The organism is Candidatus Sulfotelmatobacter sp. (genome assembly GCA_035498555.1).
Lineage (GTDB): Bacteria > Eisenbacteria > RBG-16-71-46 > RBG-16-71-46 > RBG-16-71-46 > DATKAB01.
Genome location: DATKAB010000167.1, coordinates 1 through 19947 on the forward strand (window position 1 = coordinate 1; position 19947 = coordinate 19947).

The 19947-nt window shown below is 68.1% G+C and carries 18 protein-coding genes; 13 read left to right on the forward strand and 5 right to left on the reverse strand.

The features are described from left to right. Window positions 1–590, reverse strand: a 590-nt coding sequence (locus tag VMJ70_13470) for an FAD-dependent oxidoreductase (protein ID HTO92133.1), incomplete at its 3' end; no start/stop codon positions are given. An 88-nt stretch (window positions 591–678) separates the two neighbouring features. Between VMJ70_13470 and VMJ70_13475 the strand changes: the two genes are divergently transcribed. From VMJ70_13475 to VMJ70_13530, 12 genes are all read left to right on the forward strand, one after another. After that, window positions 679–963, forward strand: coding sequence for a hypothetical protein (locus VMJ70_13475; protein HTO92134.1), 285 nt, complete (start codon window positions 679–681; stop codon window positions 961–963). Between the two features lie 92 nt (window positions 964–1055). Continuing rightward, complete coding sequence (locus VMJ70_13480) at window positions 1056–3536, forward strand: protein kinase (protein HTO92135.1); 2481 nt, start codon at window positions 1056–1058, stop codon at window positions 3534–3536. A 704-nt stretch (window positions 3537–4240) separates the two neighbouring features. Then, window positions 4241–5158, forward strand: a complete 918-nt coding sequence (locus tag VMJ70_13485; protein ID HTO92136.1) for a GNAT family N-acetyltransferase — start codon at window positions 4241–4243, stop codon at window positions 5156–5158. A 37-nt stretch (window positions 5159–5195) separates the two neighbouring features. After that, window positions 5196–6155 carry an SMP-30/gluconolactonase/LRE family protein gene (locus VMJ70_13490; protein HTO92137.1) on the forward strand — a complete coding sequence of 320 codons (960 nt, stop codon included), beginning with the start codon at window positions 5196–5198 and terminating at the stop codon, window positions 6153–6155. 753 nt (window positions 6156–6908) lie between these two features. Further along, window positions 6909–7856: a hypothetical protein gene (locus VMJ70_13495; protein ID HTO92138.1), complete on the forward strand. Its 948-nt coding sequence runs from the start codon at window positions 6909–6911 to the stop codon at window positions 7854–7856. Between the two features lie 68 nt (window positions 7857–7924). Further along, window positions 7925–9037 carry a DNA polymerase IV gene (gene dinB, locus VMJ70_13500; GenBank protein HTO92139.1) on the forward strand — a complete coding sequence of 371 codons (1113 nt, stop codon included), beginning with the start codon at window positions 7925–7927 and terminating at the stop codon, window positions 9035–9037. After that, window positions 9034–10020 carry an alpha/beta hydrolase gene (locus VMJ70_13505; GenBank protein HTO92140.1) on the forward strand — a complete coding sequence of 329 codons (987 nt, stop codon included), beginning with the start codon at window positions 9034–9036 and terminating at the stop codon, window positions 10018–10020. The genes dinB and VMJ70_13505 overlap by 4 nt, the downstream gene beginning before the upstream one ends. Then, window positions 10020–10805 carry a hypothetical protein gene (locus tag VMJ70_13510; protein ID HTO92141.1) on the forward strand — a complete coding sequence of 262 codons (786 nt, stop codon included), beginning with the start codon at window positions 10020–10022 and terminating at the stop codon, window positions 10803–10805. The genes VMJ70_13505 and VMJ70_13510 overlap by 1 nt, the downstream gene beginning before the upstream one ends. Before the next feature lie 4 nt (window positions 10806–10809). Next, on the forward strand, window positions 10810–11214 hold the full coding sequence (locus VMJ70_13515; GenBank protein HTO92142.1) for a DUF3224 domain-containing protein: 405 nt from the start codon (window positions 10810–10812) through the stop codon (window positions 11212–11214). 88 nt (window positions 11215–11302) lie between these two features. Continuing rightward, window positions 11303–11683: a metalloregulator ArsR/SmtB family transcription factor gene (locus tag VMJ70_13520; GenBank protein ID HTO92143.1), complete on the forward strand. Its 381-nt coding sequence runs from the start codon at window positions 11303–11305 to the stop codon at window positions 11681–11683. After that, window positions 11680–12210 (forward strand): SRPBCC family protein, encoded by a 531-nt coding sequence (locus tag VMJ70_13525; GenBank protein HTO92144.1) that lies wholly within the window; start codon window positions 11680–11682, stop codon window positions 12208–12210. Before VMJ70_13520 ends, VMJ70_13525 begins: the two co-directional genes overlap by 4 nt. A 2-nt stretch (window positions 12211–12212) precedes the next feature. Beyond that, a complete protein-coding gene (locus VMJ70_13530) occupies window positions 12213–12653 on the forward strand; it encodes a DUF1801 domain-containing protein (protein HTO92145.1) in 441 nt (146 codons plus the stop codon). Between the two features lie 27 nt (window positions 12654–12680). Here the strand turns inward: VMJ70_13530 and VMJ70_13535 are convergent, their stop codons facing one another. The 3 genes from VMJ70_13535 to VMJ70_13545 form a co-directional block, all read right to left on the reverse strand. Beyond that, window positions 12681–14096 carry a lytic transglycosylase F gene (locus tag VMJ70_13535; protein HTO92146.1) on the reverse strand — a complete coding sequence of 472 codons (1416 nt, stop codon included), beginning with the start codon at window positions 14094–14096 and terminating at the stop codon, window positions 12681–12683. A 190-nt stretch (window positions 14097–14286) separates the two neighbouring features. Beyond that, a complete protein-coding gene (locus VMJ70_13540) occupies window positions 14287–15513 on the reverse strand; it encodes an NAD(P)-binding domain-containing protein (protein HTO92147.1) in 1227 nt (408 codons plus the stop codon). A gap of 2 nt (window positions 15514–15515) precedes the next feature. Next, window positions 15516–17678 carry a discoidin domain-containing protein gene (locus VMJ70_13545; GenBank protein ID HTO92148.1) on the reverse strand — a complete coding sequence of 721 codons (2163 nt, stop codon included), beginning with the start codon at window positions 17676–17678 and terminating at the stop codon, window positions 15516–15518. 124 nt (window positions 17679–17802) lie between these two features. Here VMJ70_13545 and VMJ70_13550 point away from each other — a divergent pair, with 124 nt between their 5' ends. Continuing rightward, the gene (locus VMJ70_13550) at window positions 17803–19431 is read left to right on the forward strand and encodes a L,D-transpeptidase family protein (GenBank protein ID HTO92149.1); all 1629 of its coding nucleotides are present in this window, start codon (window positions 17803–17805) and stop codon (window positions 19429–19431) included. An 84-nt stretch (window positions 19432–19515) separates the two neighbouring features. Here the strand turns inward: VMJ70_13550 and VMJ70_13555 are convergent. Then, window positions 19516–19947: hypothetical protein (locus VMJ70_13555; protein HTO92150.1), on the reverse strand; the 432-nt coding region annotated here is incomplete at its 5' end.

Here is a 19947-nt window from a genome sequence, read left to right on the forward strand (position 1 = left end):
GTGTCGGGGGAGGGCGGGATCGGCGTGCCGAACGGCATCACCAGCAGGATCTCGGCGGCCCTGCGCAGGCCGCGGGCCTCGAGATAGTCGTGCAGCAGCAGCGCCGCTTCGCTCGGTGCGGGCGGACACTTGAAGGTCTTGCCGGTGATGCCGACGATTGCCGGCCCCTTCTCGAAGCGTGGCAGTACGTCGCGCATCGCAATCGCTCCCGGCACCGAGTAGAACTCGGTTCCGACTTCCGGCAGTCCGGGCGTGGCGGCGACGTCGTAGTCGGCGCCCAGCGCCACGATCAGCACGTCGGCGTCGAAGGTTCCCTCATCGGTCACGGTTCGCTTCGCGACCGGGTCGATCGACCGCACCAGGGTCTGCACGAAACGCACGCCCGGCTTCGCGATGTCGCGGTAGCGGTGATGAACGGCGGCGGGCGGCCGTCGTCCGAACATCACGTCGAGCTTGGAGAAACCGAAGACGAAAGTCTCGGCCTTGTCGATGAGCACGATGTCCACCGATTCGCCGAGCGCCTCGGAAAGGAGGGTCGTCAGCTCCAGGCCACCGAATCCCGCCCCCAGCACCACGACTCGCGTCTTCAATTCGATTCCCCCGTGCGTTGACTTCACCCCGAGTCGTCCGGCACCCTTCCGAACGTGGACCATAGCCGCTCATCCCACGGAGGCAAACATGCCGAGATTTCTGATCGAAGTGCCTCACGAGGCCGACCAGCTGGCCTGCGCCCGCGTCGTCAAGCTATTCCTGGCCTCGGGATCGCATCTTCTCACCAACGCCGACTGGGGCTGCATGGACGGTGATCATCGCTCGTGGTTGATCGTCGACGTCGCCAACAAGCAGGAGGCGCTTGCGATCGTTCCGCCGATGCTGCGCTCCGCGGCGCACATCATCGGACTCAATCAGTTCTCGATGAGTCAGGTCGACGCGATCCTGGAGAAGCACCCGGCCGCGCAGTGATCGGCCGGCGGGTCCGGCCGGCGCAACGGACTCCGCGCCATCAACGCTCTGGAGTCAGGGGCAACTGACGCGATCTGATGTAGATTCCCGCGATGCCTCTGCCGCCCGGCACCCGTCTCGGCGCATACGAAATCCTCGGCCCGCTCGGCGCGGGAGGGATGGGCGAGGTCTATCGTGCTCGAGACCTGCGCCTGGGTCGCGAGGTCGCGCTCAAGGTGCTGCCCTCCGCGGTGAGTGGCGACGCCGCCCGGCTGGCGCGATTCGAGCGCGAGGCGCGCACGGTCGCCGCCCTCAACCATCCCAACATCGTGACGCTGTTCTCGGTCGAGGACGAGGGCGGCACGCGATTCATCACGATGGAGCGGGTCGAGGGCCAGAGCCTGGATCACGTCGTGGTCGCCGGCGGGCTTCCAGTCCCTCGCGTCATTGAGATCGGAATCGGCCTGGCCGACGCGCTGGCCGCGGCCCACGAGAAAGGCGTCGTCCACCGCGATCTCAAACCTGCGAACGTGATGCTGACCCGCGACGAGCGCGTGAAGGTGCTCGACTTCGGGCTCGCCAAACTGGCCGAGCCCGATTCGGATCCGGCCCTGACCCAGGCAGCGACGATCGCCGCTCCGCTTTCGGCCGCGGGGCAGGTGATGGGCACGGTTCCGTACATGGCACCCGAACAGATCCGCGGCGAGGCCGTGGACGGGCGCACCGACCTCTTCGCGCTCGGGATCGTGCTCTACGAGCTGGCCGCGGGAACGCGGCCATTCACCGGCGCCTCCAACGCCGACATCAGCTCCGCGATTCTGCGCGATCCGCCGACACCGCTTCGGAGCGTGCGGGGGCGGCTCCCGGTCGAGCTCGAGAGGATCGTGAACCGTTGCCTCGAGAAGGCTCCCCGCGATCGTATCCAAACCGCTTTGGAGGTCTCGAACGAGCTGCGCCTGTTGCGCAAGGGTCTCGAGCTCGAAGGGGCGGGGCTCTCTCCGCCCTCGCGCGCGGCCGCCGGCTCGCAAGCTGAAACCGCCGGTGTGGACGCCGGCTCGACCCGGGCCAGGCCTCGGGTCTGGATCGGTCTGGGAGTCGCGCTGATCCTGGCGGTCGCGGCGGTCGGCTATTTCGCCTCCCGTCGCGGAGCACCCGCGGCGCGGGACCGAAGCGAGTCCGCGGCCACCGCCCCGGCGCCGGAGCATTCGATCGCGGTGCTTCCATTCCTGAACCTGTCGCCGGACAGGAACGAGGACTACTTCTCGGACGGGATCTCGGAGGAGCTCCTCAATCTGCTGGCGAGAATTCCTTCGCTCCAGGTGACCGCGCGCACTTCGTCCTTCTCGTTCAAGGGCAAGGAAGTCGCGATCCCGGAGATCGCGCGGCAGCTCCACGTGCGGCACGTCCTCGAAGGATCGGTGCGAAGGGCGGGGGATCGGGTGCGGATCACCGCCGAGCTGATCGACGCATCGACCGACACCCATCTCTGGTCGCAGAGCTACGACCGCACGCTCAGAGACGTATTCATGATCCAGGACGAGATCGCCGGCGACGTCGTTCAGCAGCTCAAGGTCCAGTTGCTCGGCGCCGCTCCCAAACAGCGTGAGACGAGGCCCGAGGCCTACCCGCTCTACCTCCAGGCGGCGCAGCTGTCGCGCAAGCGGAGCGCGGAGGCCTACGCACGGGCCGATTCGCTGCTCGCCCGGGTGCTCGAGATCGACCCGCAGTACGCGCCAGCGTGGACCTTCCTGGCCAACAATCGCCTCAACGAATCCATCATCGGGCTGCGGCCCACCGACAAGGGATTTGCCAGCGCCCACGAGGCGGCGACTCGGGCGGTCGCGATCGACCCGGAGTTCGCTCGTGCGCATGCCAGCCTCGGGATGATCTCGATGTTCTCGGGCGACATCCCCGCCGCCGCGCAGCACTTCGAACGCGCGCTCGCGCTTGATTCCTCGGATCCGATCGTGCTCGGCAACAGCTCGGCGGTGCTCAAGTCGCTCGGCCGGATCGACGAGGCCCTGGCGCTCGATCAGCGCACCGTCAACCGTGATCCCGTGAACACGGTCTGGCTGTTCAACCTCGGCAGCGCGCAGAATTGGGCCGGTCGGCCCGATCTGGCGGCGGCGTCCATGCGGACGGTGCTCGGTCTGAGCCCAGGCTATGCCGGCGCCCACCTGGTGCTCGGCGAAGCCCTGATCCACCAGGGCAAGCCGGCCGAGGCGCTGGCCGAGATCCAGCAGGAGTCCTACCCGGGATTTCGCGCGATCGGCCTGCCCATGGCCTTTCACGCGCTGGGCCGTTCGGCCGATGCGGACACCGCGCTGGCTTCGTTGATCGCCCACTTCGGGAAGGAGGCACCGTATGACGTTGCCTACAACTACGCGGTGCGTGGGGATCCTGACCACGCCTTCGAGTGGCTCGACAGGGCGGCGGCCGCGCACGATCCCAGCCTGAGTCTGATCCTGGTCGAAAACCTGTTCGATCCGCTCCATTCCGATGCCCGCTGGTTGCCGTTCCTCAAGCGGATCGGGAAGGGCCCGGAGGCGATGGGGAACATCCGATTCAACGTGGCGATCGCCTCGGGGAGCTAACCCGGGTCGCGTCCGGTCGGGGCGACGTGCCCTCCCATGAAACCCGGCTCACAAGCTGCTGCGGTGTCGAGATGCGATGGTTCCAGTTGCGCACCCGGTCGCTGCGCGCCTTCTTCCGCCTAGGGCTCGAGTCATGGCGATCTGCGGCTCACTCGCGGTTACCGCGGCACGCGGCGAAGCCCTAACCGGCGAAGACGAACCCCGCCTCGTTCTGCCCGGCGACCACCAGGTGAGGCCGGGGCAGTGGATCGCGTTGCGCTGAGCCCGGGCCGATTCGGCGCGGCCTATCAAGTCGCGCAAGACGTCGTCCTCCGGGCGAGTGGCAACTACGTGGAAGCGCAAGACACCAAGAACGACGTGCCGCTCCCGTTCACGCCGCCGTTGCGCGGCCTGGCGCGCGACCTACCGGCGTCGACAACCTGCTCGACACCGTCTACCGGGATCACCTTTCGGTCATCAAGGATTTCCTGCCGCAACCCGGGTTCGGACTGCGGCTGAACTACGAGCTGCAGTTCTAGCGCGAGCTTTCGCCGGGGCGGTGGGGTTCGCGAATCGAGCGGACCCCCATCGCCCGGTCGCGCGTCCGAGTCGCGCAAGCCCGCTCAAGAGATCTTCACGCGGATGATTCCTGCGTGATTTTCGGTTAGCGTGCGGGTTCGATGGCTTCTCGCCCCCGAGCTTCGCGGCTGCAATCGCGGAAAAAGATGGCCGGCTCCGTAGCCTACCGGCAGGCCCGGCCGGCCGACCTGCTGGGTTGCGCGCGCGTCTTCGTGCGTTCGTCCCGAGATCTCGCGCGGCGGCAGGGGGTGAAGGCGCCGCCGACCAAACCCCGCGATCTGGTGGCGCCGCTCGCCCACGTCCGCAGCACCGACCCGAAAGGATTTCAGGTCGCGGTTCAGCGCGGGCGAGTGGTCGCCTTCGCGTCCACCATCCTGCGCGGCAACACCCACTTCCTCTCCATGTTCTGGGCGCTGCCCGGACTCCAGGGACGGGGAGTCGGGCGCCGCGTGCTGGCGCGCGCGTTCGAGGAGCCGCGCCCTCCCCGGGCGGCGGTGCGCTGCGTGTACGCGTCGCTCGATACGCGCGCGCAGATGCTCTACCTCAAGTTCGGGATGCTCCCGCGCGGAATGTTCTATCTGCTGAAGGGAGTGCCGAAGCCTTCTCCGCGCCCCGGACGCGCGGTAGAGCTGGAGCAGATCGGCGCGACCGAAAAGCTCACGCCGCGCATGCTCGCGATCGCCGCACGCTTCGACCGGAATTTCCGCGCGGCGCGCCGGGACGCCGACATCCGCTACCTCATGAGCCTGCCCGGGGCGCGATTCTTCGCCGCTCGGGCCGGTCGCGCGATTCTCGGCTACGCGATTCTCAACCAGAAGGGACGCGTGGGCCCGGCGGGAGTGAAGGATGCGCGGTACTCGGCCGGACTCGCCTGGGCGCTCAAGGAACGCGCGCGCGCCATGAAGGTCAAGGACATGTTCATCGTCGTGCCGGGGGTGAACTCCGGCGCGCTCGACACGTTCTTTCGAGCCGGGCTCAAGAGCGAGTTCTTCGGCGCCTGGATGGCCGCGAAACCGATCGGCAGGTTCGAAGGCTACCTGCTCGCCGGCGGGATGCTGCTGTAGGTAGAATCCGGTGCCCCATCGTTCTTCGGAGTCTGCCATGCCCAGTGCAAGAAGTGGTCTGATTCTCTCCGGCGGCCTGCTGTTCCTCCTGCTCGGCGCGTGCTCGAAGAGTTCCACGACTCAGCCCACGCCCACGGCCTACACGTTGGTGACTCAGTGGGGGGTGGCCGGCAAGGGGAACGGTCAGTTCAATACGCCCCGCGACGTCGCCGTCGACCGTACCGGCAAGCTGTTCGTGGCCGATCAGGGCAACCATCGAATCCAGGTGTTCTCGACCGACAGCACCTTTCTCTATCAGTGGGGCGACAGCGGGAGCGTGAACGGGAAGTTCAATTCCCCCGGGCATGTCGCGGTGGACGCCACCGGCAACGTCTACGTGGCCGACACCAACAACCACCGCATCGAAAAATTCGCGAGCGACGGGACCTACATCACGCAGTGGGGTTCGGAAGGCACGGGCAACGGCCAGTTCGAGTGGCCGTGGGGCATCGCGGTGGATGCCAACGGAAACGTGTTCGTCGCCGATCCCAACAATCACCGGATCGAGCGATTCACCAGCGACGGCACCTACCTGACCCAGTGGACGTCGCCTTCGAACGGCGGACCCGAGTTTCCGCGCGGCGTCGCGGTGGACGACAGCGGCAACGTGTACGTGGTCAACAGCGACAACGGCGGGGGCGGCAACCCGACCGTTCAGAAGTTCGACAACAACGGCGCCTACCTGACGCAGTGGGGGGCGCTCGGTAGCGGCGACGGCCAATTCCTCGTGCCGGACGGCATCGCCTTCGACCCCGCCGGAAACATCTTCGTGACCGACACCCAGAATTGGCGCATCCAGAAGTTCACGCGCATGGGCGTCTACCTCACCCAGTGGGGCTTCAGGCTCGATTCGGGCAGCGCCTGCGCCGCCGGCGGGGTCGCGGTCGACGCCACCAGCAACGTCTACGTCGCGCACTGGAACTTCTGCTGCCGGATTCAGAAGTACGCGCTGAGGTAGTGAACGTCGGCGACCGCTGCCCGCGAACGATCGCGCTCCCCGTCAGTTCGTCATGACCGCCGTCGACTGGCTGCTCGACTCCGATCCGTCGATTCGCTGGCAGGTGATGCGCGACCTGACCGGCGCCACCGCGGAGATGTCGGCAGCCTGTTGACCGGCTCCTCGGCGAACAGCTCGCCGATGGAACACGCTACGAGCGCTGCGGGTGCTGCGCTGGCACTTGCCTTCCCACCCGGCGCTTGATTTACTTCGAACATGATGCGCCTGGTGATCGTGCTCATGACGCTGGCCGCGACATGCGATGCCGTTCCCGTCGCGACGTTCGTCCGAGCCCACGGAGCGCCGGCGCGGATGGCATGCTGCTGCAGGAACGCGTGCGAATGTCGCCAGTGCCCTGTTCATCACCGGCACGCGGGCGGCTCGCCGCCGGCCGTTGGCATCGGCACCGACTGCTTCGGCTGCCCGCAGGCTGGCCCGGCGCCGATGAGCCCGGTTTCGGTCCGCACTTTCGTCCCGGCCGCCACGGTCGCGATGGTCCCGGCCGCGGATTTCACTCCACTGGTCGCGGCAGGCGCACCCCGACCCAGCCCCGCGCCATCGAGATCCCTCGAGCCGCCGCCTCGCCCGGCCGCCACCCAGACCCCGTTCTCGTTTTCGTAGTTCCCCGCTTCGAAGCGGTGGGATGGCGAGGGACCACCAACTTTGCCTGGCCACGCGTCGCCGTGCCGTTGGCCCAGGCTCGAGGGATAGCGAATGAATTCCAATCCATGGTTCTGGCTTCATCGTCCGGCCGGCATGGCCCTGGCTCTGGCGCTGTTCGCGAACGCGGCGGCGCCCCAGCTCGCGCATGCCTGCGCCTGCGGCTGCGGCGTGTTCGAGGTCGGCACGCCGATGCTGCTTTCGTCCCGCATCGGCGGCATGTTCTCGTTCGAGTACGATTTCATGGATCAGAATGAGAACTGGAGCGGCTCGTCGTCCGCCCCCGCCTCGGACAACGAGGATCAGCAGATCCGCACCAGCTTCGTCACGGTGAGCGGCCAGTACCTGTTCACCCGGGCGTGGGGAGCATCGATCGACGTGCCGTACTGGAACCGGCTGTTCCGCACCACCGACGAGAGTGGAGAGCTGGCCTCGTTCACCCACGGCTCGATCGGCGACGTTCGCGTGCGAGGCACGTACACCGGCTTCTCGCCCGACCTGTCGACCGGCGTGAGCGCGGGACTCAAGCTCCCGACCGGCGACTACCAGTACGCGAACTTCGATCGCGACACCCAGATCGGCAGTGGCAGCACCGACCTGCTGCTCGGGGTCTATCACGTGGGGCCGTTGACGCCCTCACGCATCTGGACGTGGTACGCGAACGCGCAATATCAGCAGCCCTTCGCGTACCAGGGCGACTACCAGCCGGGCGCCGAGGGCAACGCCACGGCCGGCATGTCGTACACCAGGTTCCGGCCGGGTGGCGTCGCCGTGGTGCCGATGCTTGGAGTGATCGGCAGCGTGCGCGCGCGTGATGCCGGTGCCGAATCGAATCCGGATGACAGCGGCTATCAGCGGGTGCTGCTTTCGCCCGGCGTCGACTCCGAGTGGGCCGGGCTTCGTGCGATGCTCACGCTCAACGTGCCGCTCTATCAGCACGTGAACGGCAACCAGCTCGTCGCGCCGGCGCTGTTCAAGCTGGTGCTCGGCCGCTCGTTCTAGGAGACGCGACCGGTGGCATGAGGAGCGGGGGCGCGCTTTCGGCTAGACTCGAAGGCGACCCCGCTCTCATGACCACGCCCCGCCGCATCCTGCACCTCGACATGGACGCGTTCTACGCGTCGGTCGAGCAACGCGACCGGCCCGAGCTGCGCGGCAGACCGGTCGCGGTGGGAGGGCGGCCCGAATCGCGCGGCGTGGTCGCGGCGGCAAGCTACGAGTCGCGCGCCTTCGGCGTCCGCTCGGCGATGCCGATGAGCCGCGCCCTGCGGCTCTGTCCGGGGCTGGTGATCGTGCCGCCGGACTTCGTGAAGTATCGAGCGGTCTCGTCGCAGATCTTCGCGCTCTATCGCGAGGTGACGCGGCTGGTCGAACCGCTGTCGCTCGACGAGGCCTATCTCGACGTCACCGAGAACGCGTGGGGCGAAACGCTCGGCGTCGAGGTGGCCAAGCGGCTGAAGGCCGCGATCCGTGGAACCACGAGCCTCACCGCCTCGGCCGGCGTCGCGCCCAACAAATTCCTGGCCAAGATCGCCTCGAGCTGGCGCAAGCCCGACGGTCTCACCGTGGTGGCGCCCGAGCGCGTCGAGTGGTTCCTGCAGAAGCTTCCGGTGGACGCGCTGTGGGGCGTGGGGCCCGCGACCGCCAAGCGGCTGCGCGAGCGCGGCGTCGAGCGGCTGGTGGACGTGCGCACCGCCGCACCCGAGGCGCTCGAGGCCGCGGTCGGGAGCATGGCGGACTGGCTGCGGAAGCTCGCGGCGGGTGAGGACGATCGCGCCGTCGAGCCGAACCGCAAATCGAAGTCGTGCTCGTCCGAGTGCACCTACGCCCACGACCTCACCGACCTCGATCGGATTCGCGACGAAGTCGCGGCGATGGCGCGCGACAACGCGCAGTGGCTCGCGCGCAAGGGGCTGACCGCGCGCACCGTCACCATCAAGGTGCGCTACGACGACTTCTCCACCATCACGCGCAGCCACTCCGATCGCGCGACCCGCGATGTGGAACAGATCGTCCGCCGCGCGGTGGCGCTGCTCGAGAAGACCGAGGCGGGGCGGCGAGCGGTGCGGCTGCTCGGCGCGGGCGTCCACAACCTGGAAGAGCGGGACGGGAGCGAGGACGCCGGCGACACCGACGAGCCCCAGCTCAGTTTCGGGGCGGCGGAGCCGGAGCGACCGGCGTGAGGCGTGTTGCGGCGCGGATCGGCATCGCAATCCTGCTCGTCGTGCTCGCACTGCTCCTGTGGCAGAACGTGCTCGAAGGGGTCGAGCGCCGCGAGCCCGTTCGCGGGCGGATGGTGGATGCCGGCGGCCACCGCCTGCGCATGATCGTCTCCGGGCCGGATCGGGGCCCGACCGTGATCCTCGAATGCGGGATCGGCGGTTCGACCGCCTCGAGCTGGGGGTGGGAGCAGCGCGCGGTGGCGAAGTTCGCTCGCGTCGTTTCTTACGATCGCGCCGGCCTCGGCGCCAGCGATCCCGGCCCGATGCCACGCGATGGCAATCGGTTGGTCGACGAGCTTCACACCGCGCTCGAGCATGCCGGTTTCCAGCCGCCCTTCGTGTTCGTCGGGCATTCCTATGGCGGGCTGCTGGCGCGGCTCTTCACCGAGCGCTACCCCGGCGAGGTGGCGGGCGCCGTGCTGGTCGAGTCGTCCTACGCCAGTTCCTCGACCGGCGCCGCGCGCCCGGTCCGGCCCTATCTCCATCTGCTTCCGCTGGCGCCATGGGCGGCGCGGCTCGGTCTCATGCGGCTCGGCGTCGCGCTGATCGGCACCGACGCCCGTCGCCTGCCCGAGCCCGAGCGAGCTGAACAGAGTGCCTATCTCTCTTCCTCACGACAGTGGATGGGAATCGTTCGCGAGCTCGAAGCCTGGGGGCCGCTCACCAATCCGGAGGCCGCGAAAACGCACGGCTTCGGCTCGCGGCCACTCGCGGTGCTCACCGCCGAAACGAGTGCGCATCGCTGGAGCGGCTGGTCCGCGATGCAGGAGCAGGCGGCCCGGCTTTCGACCGACAGCATCCACGAGATCGTACCCGGCGCGACCCACGGCTCGGCCGTCACTGATTCGGCTTCGGCCGCGTTCGTCAGCGCCGCGATCGAGGAGGTCGTCACCGCGGTGCGGGAGCGTCGTCCGTTGCGCAGCCTGGTCGGGGGAGTGAATTGATGCGCATCGCGAGCTGGGGACACGCGGCCTTCGCGGCGGTGTTGATCGCCCTCGGACTCCAGGGCCTGATCACCGGGCAGCTCACCGCGCTCTGGCAGCCGATTCCGAAATGGGCCCAGGCGGGAAGCGGGCTCGGGTATTTCTGCGGATTCATCTCGCTCTCCTCGGGCGCCGGCCTGCTCTTCAGGCGCACCGCCGCACCGGCCGCTCGAACTCTGCTGGGTCTGCTCCTGGCATGGTGCGCCGTGTTCCGGCTGCCACCGATCCTCCACGCGCCGGCAGCGCTGCTCTCCTGGTACGGACTCGCGGAGCCGGCGGTGATGGTGGCGGCAACCTGGGTGCTGTACGCGTGGTTCGCCGACGATTGGGACCGGAAGCATCTGGGGTTCGCGATCGGCGAGCGCGCGATCCGCGGCGCGCGCGTGACCTACGGGCTCTGCCTGATTCCCTTCGGCATCGCACACTTCACCTTCATCCAGCGTACCGCCGGAATGGTGCCGGGCTGGCTGCCGGCGCACATGTTCTGGGCCATGTTCTTCGGCGGCACGTTCATCGCCGCCGGCGCCGGCATCGTGCTCGGAGTCCTCGCCCGGCTCGCCGCCTCGCTTTCGGCATTTCAGATCGGACTGTTCAATGTACTGGTGTGGCTCCCGACCCTGGCCGCCGGCACCCGGAATCCCTACGACTGGGTGGAGGCCGCGACTTCGGTGGCGATCATGGCGGGAGGCTGGGTGGTGGCGGATTCATATCGAGACGTGCCGTGGAATGCAGTCGGAAGGAGGTAGCCTGGTGAAGCACATCGCCCATGCACACTTCACGATCAAGAGCTGGGAAGAGAAACCCTACCGCGAAGGCGTGGACACTCCGAAGCTCACGCGCGCCAGTGTGGTCCGCACCTTCACCGGCGACCTCGAGGGCGAAGGCCGCGTCGAGTACCTGATGATGTACGCGAGCGACGGCTCGGCCGCGGTCGTCGGGCTCGAGCAGATCGTCGCGCGACTTGCAGGCAAGACCGGCAGCTTCGTGCTCCAGCGCACCGGCAGGTTCGAGGGCGGGGTGGCGAAGGAATCCTATTTCGTCGTCCCCGGCTCGGGGACCGGGGAGCTGCGCGGCCTGACCGGGGACGGCACTTCGGCTCTCGGGCACGGGACGGAATACCCATTCGCTCTCAGTTACGAGCTGCCCGCGACCTAGAAGCGTTCGCCGCCCTGCCCGCCCTGCCCGTCGGTGGCCGCCCACAAAGTGCCTTGACAGGCATATGCCTGAATGGGAATATAGAGGGATGGAATCCGCCTTCGCCGTGCTCGCCGAGCCGAACCGCCGCGCCATCCTCGACCTGCTGGCCACCTCCGAGCGATCGGTGGGCGAGCTGGAGTTCCAGCTCGGGATGCCGCAGCCCTCGGTCTCGAAGCATCTGCGCGTGCTGCGAGAGGCGGGCTTTGTCGAAGCCCGTGTCGAAGCGCAGCATCGCGTCTATCAACTCCGGCCCGAGCGCCTCATGGAGCTGGATTCATGGCTGGCTCCCTTTCGCCGCTTCTGGGCCACGCACGTGGATGCGCTCGAACGCCACCTCGATCGGATGGAACGAGCCGAGCGTGGGCGGCGCCGGCCCGCACCCAGACTCAACAGACGACCCGCCCGCCCGAAAGGAAGGAAACCATGACCACCCGCGAAAGCTACGTGCCGGGCCCCGCCGCCGGCGCCGAGGTCCGGAGGGAAGGCGACCAGTGGACGCTGGTCCTGGTCCGCGACCTCCCTCACCCGCCGGCCAGGGTCTGGCAGGCGCTGACCGACCCCGCGCAAGTCCGCGAATGGGCGCCGTACGATGTCGATCGGAATCTGGCGAGCGTTGGCCCGGTAAAGCTGACCTGGGCGGGGGCGCCGCCAGTTCCCGAGACGAAGGTGACACGCGCCGAGGCGCCCCGGGTGCTCGAGTGCGGCGACCTGCGCTGGGAGCTCGAGCCCCATGGCGACGGCACGCGGCTCACGCTCTGGCACAGCATCGATCGCCGCTTCATCGCCTGGGGTGCGGCGGGCTGGCATATCTGCTTCGACGTGCTCGACCAGTACCTCGCCGGCGAGCCGATCGGGCGAATCGTCGCGGGTGACGCGATGCAATTCGGCGGCTGGCAGCGCCTGGTCGGAGAGTACGGCAAACAATTTGGCGTCGAATCGCCCGGCGGGAGGTGAACATGAGAAAACCGGTCACGGCCGAGAATGCGCCGGCGCTGATCGACGAGCGGATCCGGGAGCTCGGCGACTGGCGCGGGAAGACGCTGGCCAAGGTGCGGGAGCTGATTCACAAGGCCGATCCCGACATCGTCGAGGAGTGGAAGTGGATGGGTACGCCAGTGTTCTCCCACGACGGCATCGTCTGCACGGGGGAGACCTACAAGAGCGTGGTCAAGCTGACGTTCGCCAAGGGCGCGTCACTCAGGGATCCGGCAAAGCTCTTCAACTCGAGCCTCGACGGAAACGTCCGGCGCGCGATCGACATCCACGAAGGAGAGAAGATCAACGAGGCGGCGCTGAAAGATCTGATCCGCGCGGCCGTGGCGCTCAATCTCGAGAAGCAAAGCATGCCCCGATCCGGCCGCACGGCGTCGAAGCGCTCGAAATCTCGGAAGGCCTGAGGGCGCGAAGCCGAACGCCGTCGACGGTTACTTCGCTTGCGCCGCCTCCGAGCCGTTGATGATCTTGTAGGCGACGTCGTACTTGAGGATGTCGCGAACGTACGCCGTGCTCAACATCCCGTAGGTCTCGGCAGTCACCAGCTCGACATTGTTGAACCACAGGTTCGGATCGAGCCCGCGCCTTTCCGCCTCCTTGCGCATGCGGGTGATGTTGTCGGCGCCCGACTTGTAGCTGGCGAACGTGAACAACGTGCGGTCGATGTCCGAGAACTTGGCGTCGGGGAAATTCTTGCTCATCAGCTCGTTGATGGACTTGGTCCGCTCCTGGACATCCTGCGCGAGTTGCTCGGCGCTGGGGGACACGGGTGGCGCAGCCGCCGGCTGGCCTGCACCCTGTTTGACCTGGGATTCCTGATAACCGTCGATCGCCATCATCAGCGGATCGAAGGAGTATTGCTTTCCATAGGTTCGAAACAGCGCGAGCGTTTGCTCGAATCGCCTGGACGCCGGACCGATATAGGTGGTCGCGATCTCCTTCAGCCTCGCCTGATAGTTGGCGAGGCGAGACTCGATGAGCCCCTGCTGGGCCGCGGTCTTGTAGAAACCTTCGATCTCGGCCCGAAGCTTCGGACTTTGCTTGCGAATCGCCCAGCCGATCGTTCCCCCACTTCGCAGCACGATGTCATCGTGCACCTTGATGTTGGGAGCGGTCTGAGCCCAGAGCTTCGCTTTCCACGAGTCCACCACCGTGAAGTCGAAGAGGCCCGCGTTCAGCAGCTCGAGCACGTCCTCGTCCTCGAGCGCATCGGGCATGGTCACGATCTGCACCGCGGGCTTGCCTGCGGCGCGAAGCTTGTCGTTGAGCGCGTTCAGGCTCTCGAAATAGCTCGAGGCCTGTCGCACGTTCACCGTCTTGCCCGAGAGATCATCAAGAGTCGCAATCGCCGGAGCCCGCGGCCCGCTGATGAGCAGCTCGAGCGCGGGATCCCGCTCGGTCGGCGCGACGAAATCCGCGGTCTCCATCCGACTCTTCGTGGCGGTCAGGTTGCCGCTCGCGATGTCTCCCCTCCCGGCGACCAGCTCGCTGAGCAGTTTGTCGCGCGTCGTGGGAATGATGGCGACCGCGAGCCGGCGTCCGCCCAGCTCCTTCGCGTGCTTCTGATTGAGATAGGTCTCGAAATCCTTCGCGAGGTCCGCCGCGAGACCGTGCTCGCGGCCCTTTTCCCCGTAGAACAGGGTCCGGCTGTAGGGCACCAGGATCCGAATGGACCTGCGCTCGAACATGCCGTCGAAATCGCCGGTCCACGGCTTGGAGACGACGCCCGGAGAAGGCGACGGGGTCGCCGGCTGGCGGGCGGGCTGCGCGGCGGACGGCGACGCGAGCCAGAACGCGCCCGCGGCCACGAGCACTGCCAGATTGCGCGAGACGAAGAGTCTACCCATGCTCGAGCCCCCTCAACGGAAAAGGTTTCGGCGTGTGCCCGCCGCGGTGGCAGGTGCGGAGCGTCGCCGGGCCGCGGGTCGTAATCGCCGGGCAATGTACCGCAGTTTGAGGGAACTTGGTCATGGGACCGAGGACATCGTCGTGACTGCTGCGAAAGCGTCCCGGCTGGGGCGGGAAAGCGGGGCGCTCCTACCGATCTCCCTGCCCTGCGATCACCTCGCCGAGGTGCTCGGGCAGCCAGGCCGAGCCGAGCACGGTGCCGTCGCCCGCGTGCCAGCCGCGATGGATTCCCACGAAGTAGAGCCCCGCGACCGGCGAAACACCCTTCCGTTGAAACGGCGCGCCGTCCACCGAAAGCGCTCCCGGCACCCGGATCCACGAGAAGTCCTGGCGGTAGCCGCTCGCCCAGATCACCGTCGAGATCTTTTCGCCCGCGAGGTCGAGCGACTCGACCTCGGCCGGCAGCGTGTCGGGCGCCCAGGCATTTTCGAGCGCTGGCTCGGACACCGGCTCGCCGCGCGCGCGCGCGAACTCGTAGATTCGCCAGATGAACTTGCGCGCGAAGTCGTCTCCCGCGAGCACCAGGCTCCGCAGGTTCGGCGAAAAACGAAGCCGCCGCTCCTCGATCGACTCGAGCCGTCCGGTGAAGTGCACGCCGCTGCGCGAGAGGGTGAGCAGATTGAAGTCGTCGATTCCCCATCGCGAGAGCGGCGTGAACGGATAGTCGGCCGCGGGCTGCTCGGGATTGGCGACCACCGAGGCGTAATCGCCGTTCTCGAGCCGCCACTGGTTCTGATCGCGGCCCCACAGACGTCGCGGCACCCAACCATGACGGCCCACCGCCACCCGCACCTCGCGCCCCGCGCGCGCCAGCTCGTCGGCGATCTGCAGCCCCGACTGCCCGGAGCCCACCACCACCACGCCTCCGGGCGGCAGATCCTCGGTCGCCCAGTACCGGTCGGTGTGGATCGAATGGATGCCGGCGGGAAGCGCCGCGGCCATGGCCGGCACGAACGCACGACCGAACGCGCCGGTCGCCACCACCACGTGGTCGGCGGTCAGATCACCGCGCGAAGTCTTCACCACGAAGCCGCGTTCGGCGGGCGTGACGCCCGTCACCGTGACGCTCGATCGCACCGGCGCCCGGAACGATGCCGCGTAGCGCTCGAGGTAGTCGATCATTTCGCGGGTGAGGAAGAAGCCGTGAGGATCGGGGCCCTCGTACCAGAAGCCCGGCACCCGATTGAGCCAGTTGGGGCTCACCAGCCGGAAGGTCTTCCAGCGCCGCGTGCGCCAGGTTTCGGCGACTTGGCCCGACTCGAGCACCACGTGCTCGACGCCGCGAATCGTCAGCTCGTGGCTCATCGCGAGCCCGGCCTGACCGGCACCGATCACGATCGCGGCGATCCGTTCCATGACTAGCGCTCCACCATCACCGTGATCGAATAGGGCGGAAGCGAGACCGGTCGCGCCCCGCGATCGATCACGCGCTGTTCGGGCGGCAGGCTCAGGCTCGGGCGGCCGTGCGCGCCTGCGTCCTGCCAGCGATACTGCGCCGCCGAGTACTGCCAGAGGGCAAGCGATCCCGCGAGCGGTCGCGCCGCGCCGCTCGCGTGCAGCACGCTCGGCGACACCGACCACACCCTCGTCTCGTCGCGGTTGATCAGGAGCAGCCCGAGTCGTCCGTCGGGCCGCCGGAGCGCATAGGCGCTCAGCAACGGCCCGTAGCGATTCGCGGGAAGCTCCCCGGTCATGCGCGTGCGAACCAGGTCGTGCATGCCCCCGCTGGAATCCGCCCAGGCGCCGGCGAGCAAGCGCGCCGCGTAGTAGGCGGGCATGCGATACGCGGCGCGGCCCCGGTCGTCGGCCAGCCACAGCAGGTTGTTTCCCCACTGACCGCAGCGCGGGCTCTTCTCGAGCGAAGCGGGCTCGACCCCGAACACGTAGGTCTGGCTGCCGCCCGCGAGCAGAAAGCTCGCCGCGGCCTCGGCGTTCAAGAGCGCGGCCGAGATCTCGACCTCGGCCGGCCCCGAATACGCCGAGTAGCCGTACTCGGTGATGATGCGCGGGATCGAATCGGGCAATCCCTCACGATGCTGGCGCTCGAGCGCTCGGGCCAGAATCGAGGGGACTCGCGCGAGCTGTGGGGCGGTGTCGCGGCACGGGTCGTCGAACGGATACCACTCGAAGCTGAAGAAGCCGAGCTGCTGGAGCGCTCCGCGCGCCTCGAGCGCACCGACAAATCGCCCCAGCCAGGTTTCGCGGCCGCCTTCGATCCCGAGGTCCGGCCACGCCACCATCTCGTCGTTCGCGGCGCTCTGCCAGCTCGGGCCGCCGAGCACCACGCGCGGATCGACCGCGCGCAGCGCCGCGGCCGCCTCGAGGTAGAGCGCGGCGTAATCCTCGGGCGTCACGCGCTGCCCGTCCGGTTCCTCGCCGAGCTCGAGGCGGGGCACGTCGTAGCCGCGCGCACGCACGTAGCGCAGCAGCGCCGCGGCGTTGTCGGGAGTGTCGTACAGCACGCCAACCGCCATCAACGCCGGCAAGTCGTGGGTGAGGCCGCTGGCGAAGATGCGATCGATCCCGGGCTGCTCGGTGTCGGGATCACGGTCGGATTCGCGATGCCACGGATCGGTGGATGACACCAGCATCCAGCTCTGGCGCGCGTTGTCGGCGGCGTGGCGGACCACGTCGTGGAGTTGGCCGGCGCGATCGAGCGTACCGATCGCGATCTCGCGCAGCGCAAAGCCCAGGCTGTCGCGCGGATCGGAGCCGCCGGCGAGCGCGGTGTGCGACGAGTTCCACATCGTCACGCGCACGAAGCGGGTGCGAAGAGTCCGCGGGCACAGTCGAAGCAGCGCCGAGCCGCCCGCGCCCGCCGAGACGTCGCCGTGCGGGAATTGCTTCCACTCACCGTCCGGGTCGTAGTCGATCCGCGCGTTGGTTTCGCCGATCCAGTACTCGATCGTGAAGCGACGCGGATACGGGTCGCCCCACAGCAGCCGGATCGCATCGACCGCATGGGCGGCGCCAAGGTCCGCCACCAGCCATTGCGGATGGCGCGCCTCGGGCTCGCCGGTGTAGCGCGCGTCGAGGTAGGGATTGCTCTTCCAGTAGCTGGCGGTGTCGCCGTCGTCGATGCGCGAATAGCCCTGGTTGTCGGCGTCGTCCACGGTGCGTCCGCGGCGCGGCAGGCGGTAGCCGTAGGAGACGGCGATCGGGGCACCCGGACGGTCGCTCGACGTCCAGTAGCCCTGATGGTGCGCGGGGTCGCTCCAACGCCCGTCGGGATTCCAGTGCCAGGCTTCGATGCCGAGTTCGGTGCGCAGCCGAAACGTGACCGGCCCGAACCCCACCGAGTTCATGGCCGCGATGTTGTCGCGCGTGTAGATCCGCTCGATCCTGCCGGACGACTTGCCGTCGAGCGCGGCACCCCACGCCCGGAGCGGGTCGAAGCGGGCGACGACACTGTCGGCCAGGATCGTGACACCGGCGTGGACGATGGGCGCGGAGGCGGCGGGGAGCGGGAGCGCGGTTGCGATCACGACCAGCCGCGCGGCGAACGCAATCGGAGAACGCACGGGACGAATCATGCCACGTTTCGACGCCCGGACGCTTCCCGCAGCCAGCAGCGTCACTCGCCGCGTCTCGAATTCGCCACCCGGGATCGGTGGAGTATGCTCCCGCGCCGGAGAATGCTCGACCGTGAACCATCCCGATGGCCGCGCCCACCGTCGCCGAATTCTCGCGCCGGCGCTCCTGTTCGCGCTTGCGCTCGTCGCCTCACTCATCACGCCCGCTCACGCTCAGGGTGCGCGCACCGCGGTCGAACTCCTGCAGCTCCGCGTCGGCCAGATCCGCGAGGGCGTGCCGCTCGCGATTGGCGGCGAGACCATCGCCTCGACAGTGGTGCTGCCCGACTTCTACGAGCGCCGCGGATTCCAGCCGGCGTGGCCCGACGCGAAATCACGCGCGGAGCTGCTCGCGACCCTCCGCGGCTGCGAGGCCGATGGACTCGATCCGGCCGATTACCACGTCGCGGAAATCGAAGCGCTTTCGCGTGCCCCCGGGACTCCCGAGGCGAATGCCGATCTCGATCTGCTGGCCACCGATGGCGTGATTCGGCTCGCCTATCACCTGCGCTTCGGCAAGGTGGACCGCGTCACGCTTCAGCCCGACTGGGAGTTCAAGCCGAGCGAAGAGGCCGAGCTGCGCGAGGATCCAGTCGAGGCGCTCGAGCGCGCGGTCGAGAAGCACGCGGTCGCGGCCGGGCTCGACTCGCTGCGGCCGTCGCACTGGTTGTACGCGAGCCTCAGGCGCGCGCTCGCCCATTATCGCGCGCTCGAATCGGCCGGCGGATGGAAGAGTCTCGCCGGCGGACCGGCGCTCAGGCCCGGCGCGGCCGATCCGCGGCTCGATGCGCTGGAAACGCGGCTCGCGATCGAAGGCGATCTCGCGACCGCGCCGCGCACCGGAGTCGCGACCTACGACACTCTGTTGGTCGCCGGCGTCGAGCGCTTCCAGGAACGCCACGGCCTCACGCCGGACGGGATCGTAGGAGCGGCCACGATCCGCGCGCTCAACGTCTCGGCCACGGCGCGCGTCCAGCAGCTGCGAATCTCGCTCGAGCGCGGCCGCCTGCTGCTGCACGATCTGCCCGAACGGCTGGTGGTGGTCAACATTCCGGCGTTTCGGGCGCTCTACGTCGATGCGGGGCGCGTGCAGCTCAGCTCGCGCGTCGTGGTGGGGAAACCCTACACGCAAACGCCGATCTTTCGCGCCGACATGACCTACGTGGTGCTCAACCCCTCGTGGACGATTCCGCCGGGGATCATGAAGAGCGACGTGATTCCGGGATTGAAACGAGACCCGAACTATCTCGAGAAAAAGGGATTCGTGAGGGTCGGGAACCAGATCGTCCAGCCGCCGGGACCCGACAACGCGCTCGGCCGGATCAAGCTGATGTTCCCGAATCCGCACTTCGTCTACCTGCACGATACGCCCCATCGCGAGTTGTTCGCCGAGAATGCTCGCGCCTTCAGTGCCGGCTGCATCCGCGTGGAGAAGATCGTGGATCTCACCGCGCGGGTGATCGGCGATTCCTCGAGATGGTCGCGGGCGAAGCTCGAAGCCGCGATCGCGACCGGCCAGACCCGCAACATCACGCTGCCGCGCCGGCTCCCCGTGCTGGTCACGTACTGGACCGCGGTGGCCGATCGGTCCGACGGAAAGCCGTACTTCTACGCCGACGCCTACGGTCGCGACCCGGCGTTCATCGCCGCGCTCGATCGACCGTTCCGTGATTCGAAGCCGGAGGCGCGAGTGAAGTGGTGAGGCGCCCGCCTCCATGGAGCGGAGTGCCACGAGCCACCGCCAGGGCGCTGCGGTTCGAGCAGGGATGGCGTGACAGTCCGCGCGCTACAAGGGATCGGTCAGGGTGACGTCGACGGTGTGCTCCTCGTCCACCAGATCGCGGAAGGTGATGGAGTGCACCGCGCCGGCCGGACCGTCGGTCAGCACGCGGTCGATCTCCTCGCGCGTCCATTTCTCGAGCGGCCTCCCGTCCACCGCGACGATCTGATCGAACCACTTGAGCCCGGCGACGTAGGCGCCCGATCCGCGCAGGATCCCTCCGGCGTACACGGTCTCGCCGCTGCGCACCATGATCGCGCCGAAGCGCGACACGTGCTCGCGCTCGGCGAATCGACTACCGGGCTCGAGGTAGAGAACGTGATGCGCGTAGTCGAGCGTGCAGCGGAAGCGCTCGAGCACGCTGTTACCGACATTGCCCGCCAGGTCGTGGTTGGCCATGCCGCCGCTGCGAGTGAGCGTGAGCGCCGCGATGGGCTC

What these genes read in the sequence shown, in the direction of transcription:
- VMJ70_13520 (HTO92143.1), top strand. Translation starts at nt 11,303, where the DNA reads ATGGAATCCGCCTTCGCCGTGCTCGCCGAGCCGAACCGCCGCGCCATC.
- VMJ70_13525 (HTO92144.1), top strand. Translation starts at nt 11,680, where the DNA reads ATGACCACCCGCGAAAGCTACGTGCCGGGCCCCGCCGCCGGCGCCGAG.
- VMJ70_13485 (HTO92136.1), top strand. Translation starts at nt 4,241, where the DNA reads ATGGCCGGCTCCGTAGCCTACCGGCAGGCCCGGCCGGCCGACCTGCTG.
- VMJ70_13535 (HTO92146.1), bottom strand. Translation starts at nt 14,096, where the DNA reads ATGGGTAGACTCTTCGTCTCGCGCAATCTGGCAGTGCTCGTGGCCGCG.
- VMJ70_13540 (HTO92147.1), bottom strand. Translation starts at nt 15,513, where the DNA reads ATGGAACGGATCGCCGCGATCGTGATCGGTGCCGGTCAGGCCGGGCTC.
- VMJ70_13530 (HTO92145.1), top strand. Translation starts at nt 12,213, where the DNA reads ATGAGAAAACCGGTCACGGCCGAGAATGCGCCGGCGCTGATCGACGAG.
- VMJ70_13495 (HTO92138.1), top strand. Translation starts at nt 6,909, where the DNA reads ATGAATTCCAATCCATGGTTCTGGCTTCATCGTCCGGCCGGCATGGCC.
- VMJ70_13475 (HTO92134.1), top strand. Translation starts at nt 679, where the DNA reads ATGCCGAGATTTCTGATCGAAGTGCCTCACGAGGCCGACCAGCTGGCC.
- VMJ70_13510 (HTO92141.1), top strand. Translation starts at nt 10,020, where the DNA reads ATGCGCATCGCGAGCTGGGGACACGCGGCCTTCGCGGCGGTGTTGATC.
- dinB (HTO92139.1), top strand. Translation starts at nt 7,925, where the DNA reads ATGACCACGCCCCGCCGCATCCTGCACCTCGACATGGACGCGTTCTAC.
- VMJ70_13490 (HTO92137.1), top strand. Translation starts at nt 5,196, where the DNA reads ATGCCCAGTGCAAGAAGTGGTCTGATTCTCTCCGGCGGCCTGCTGTTC.
- VMJ70_13480 (HTO92135.1), top strand. Translation starts at nt 1,056, where the DNA reads ATGCCTCTGCCGCCCGGCACCCGTCTCGGCGCATACGAAATCCTCGGC.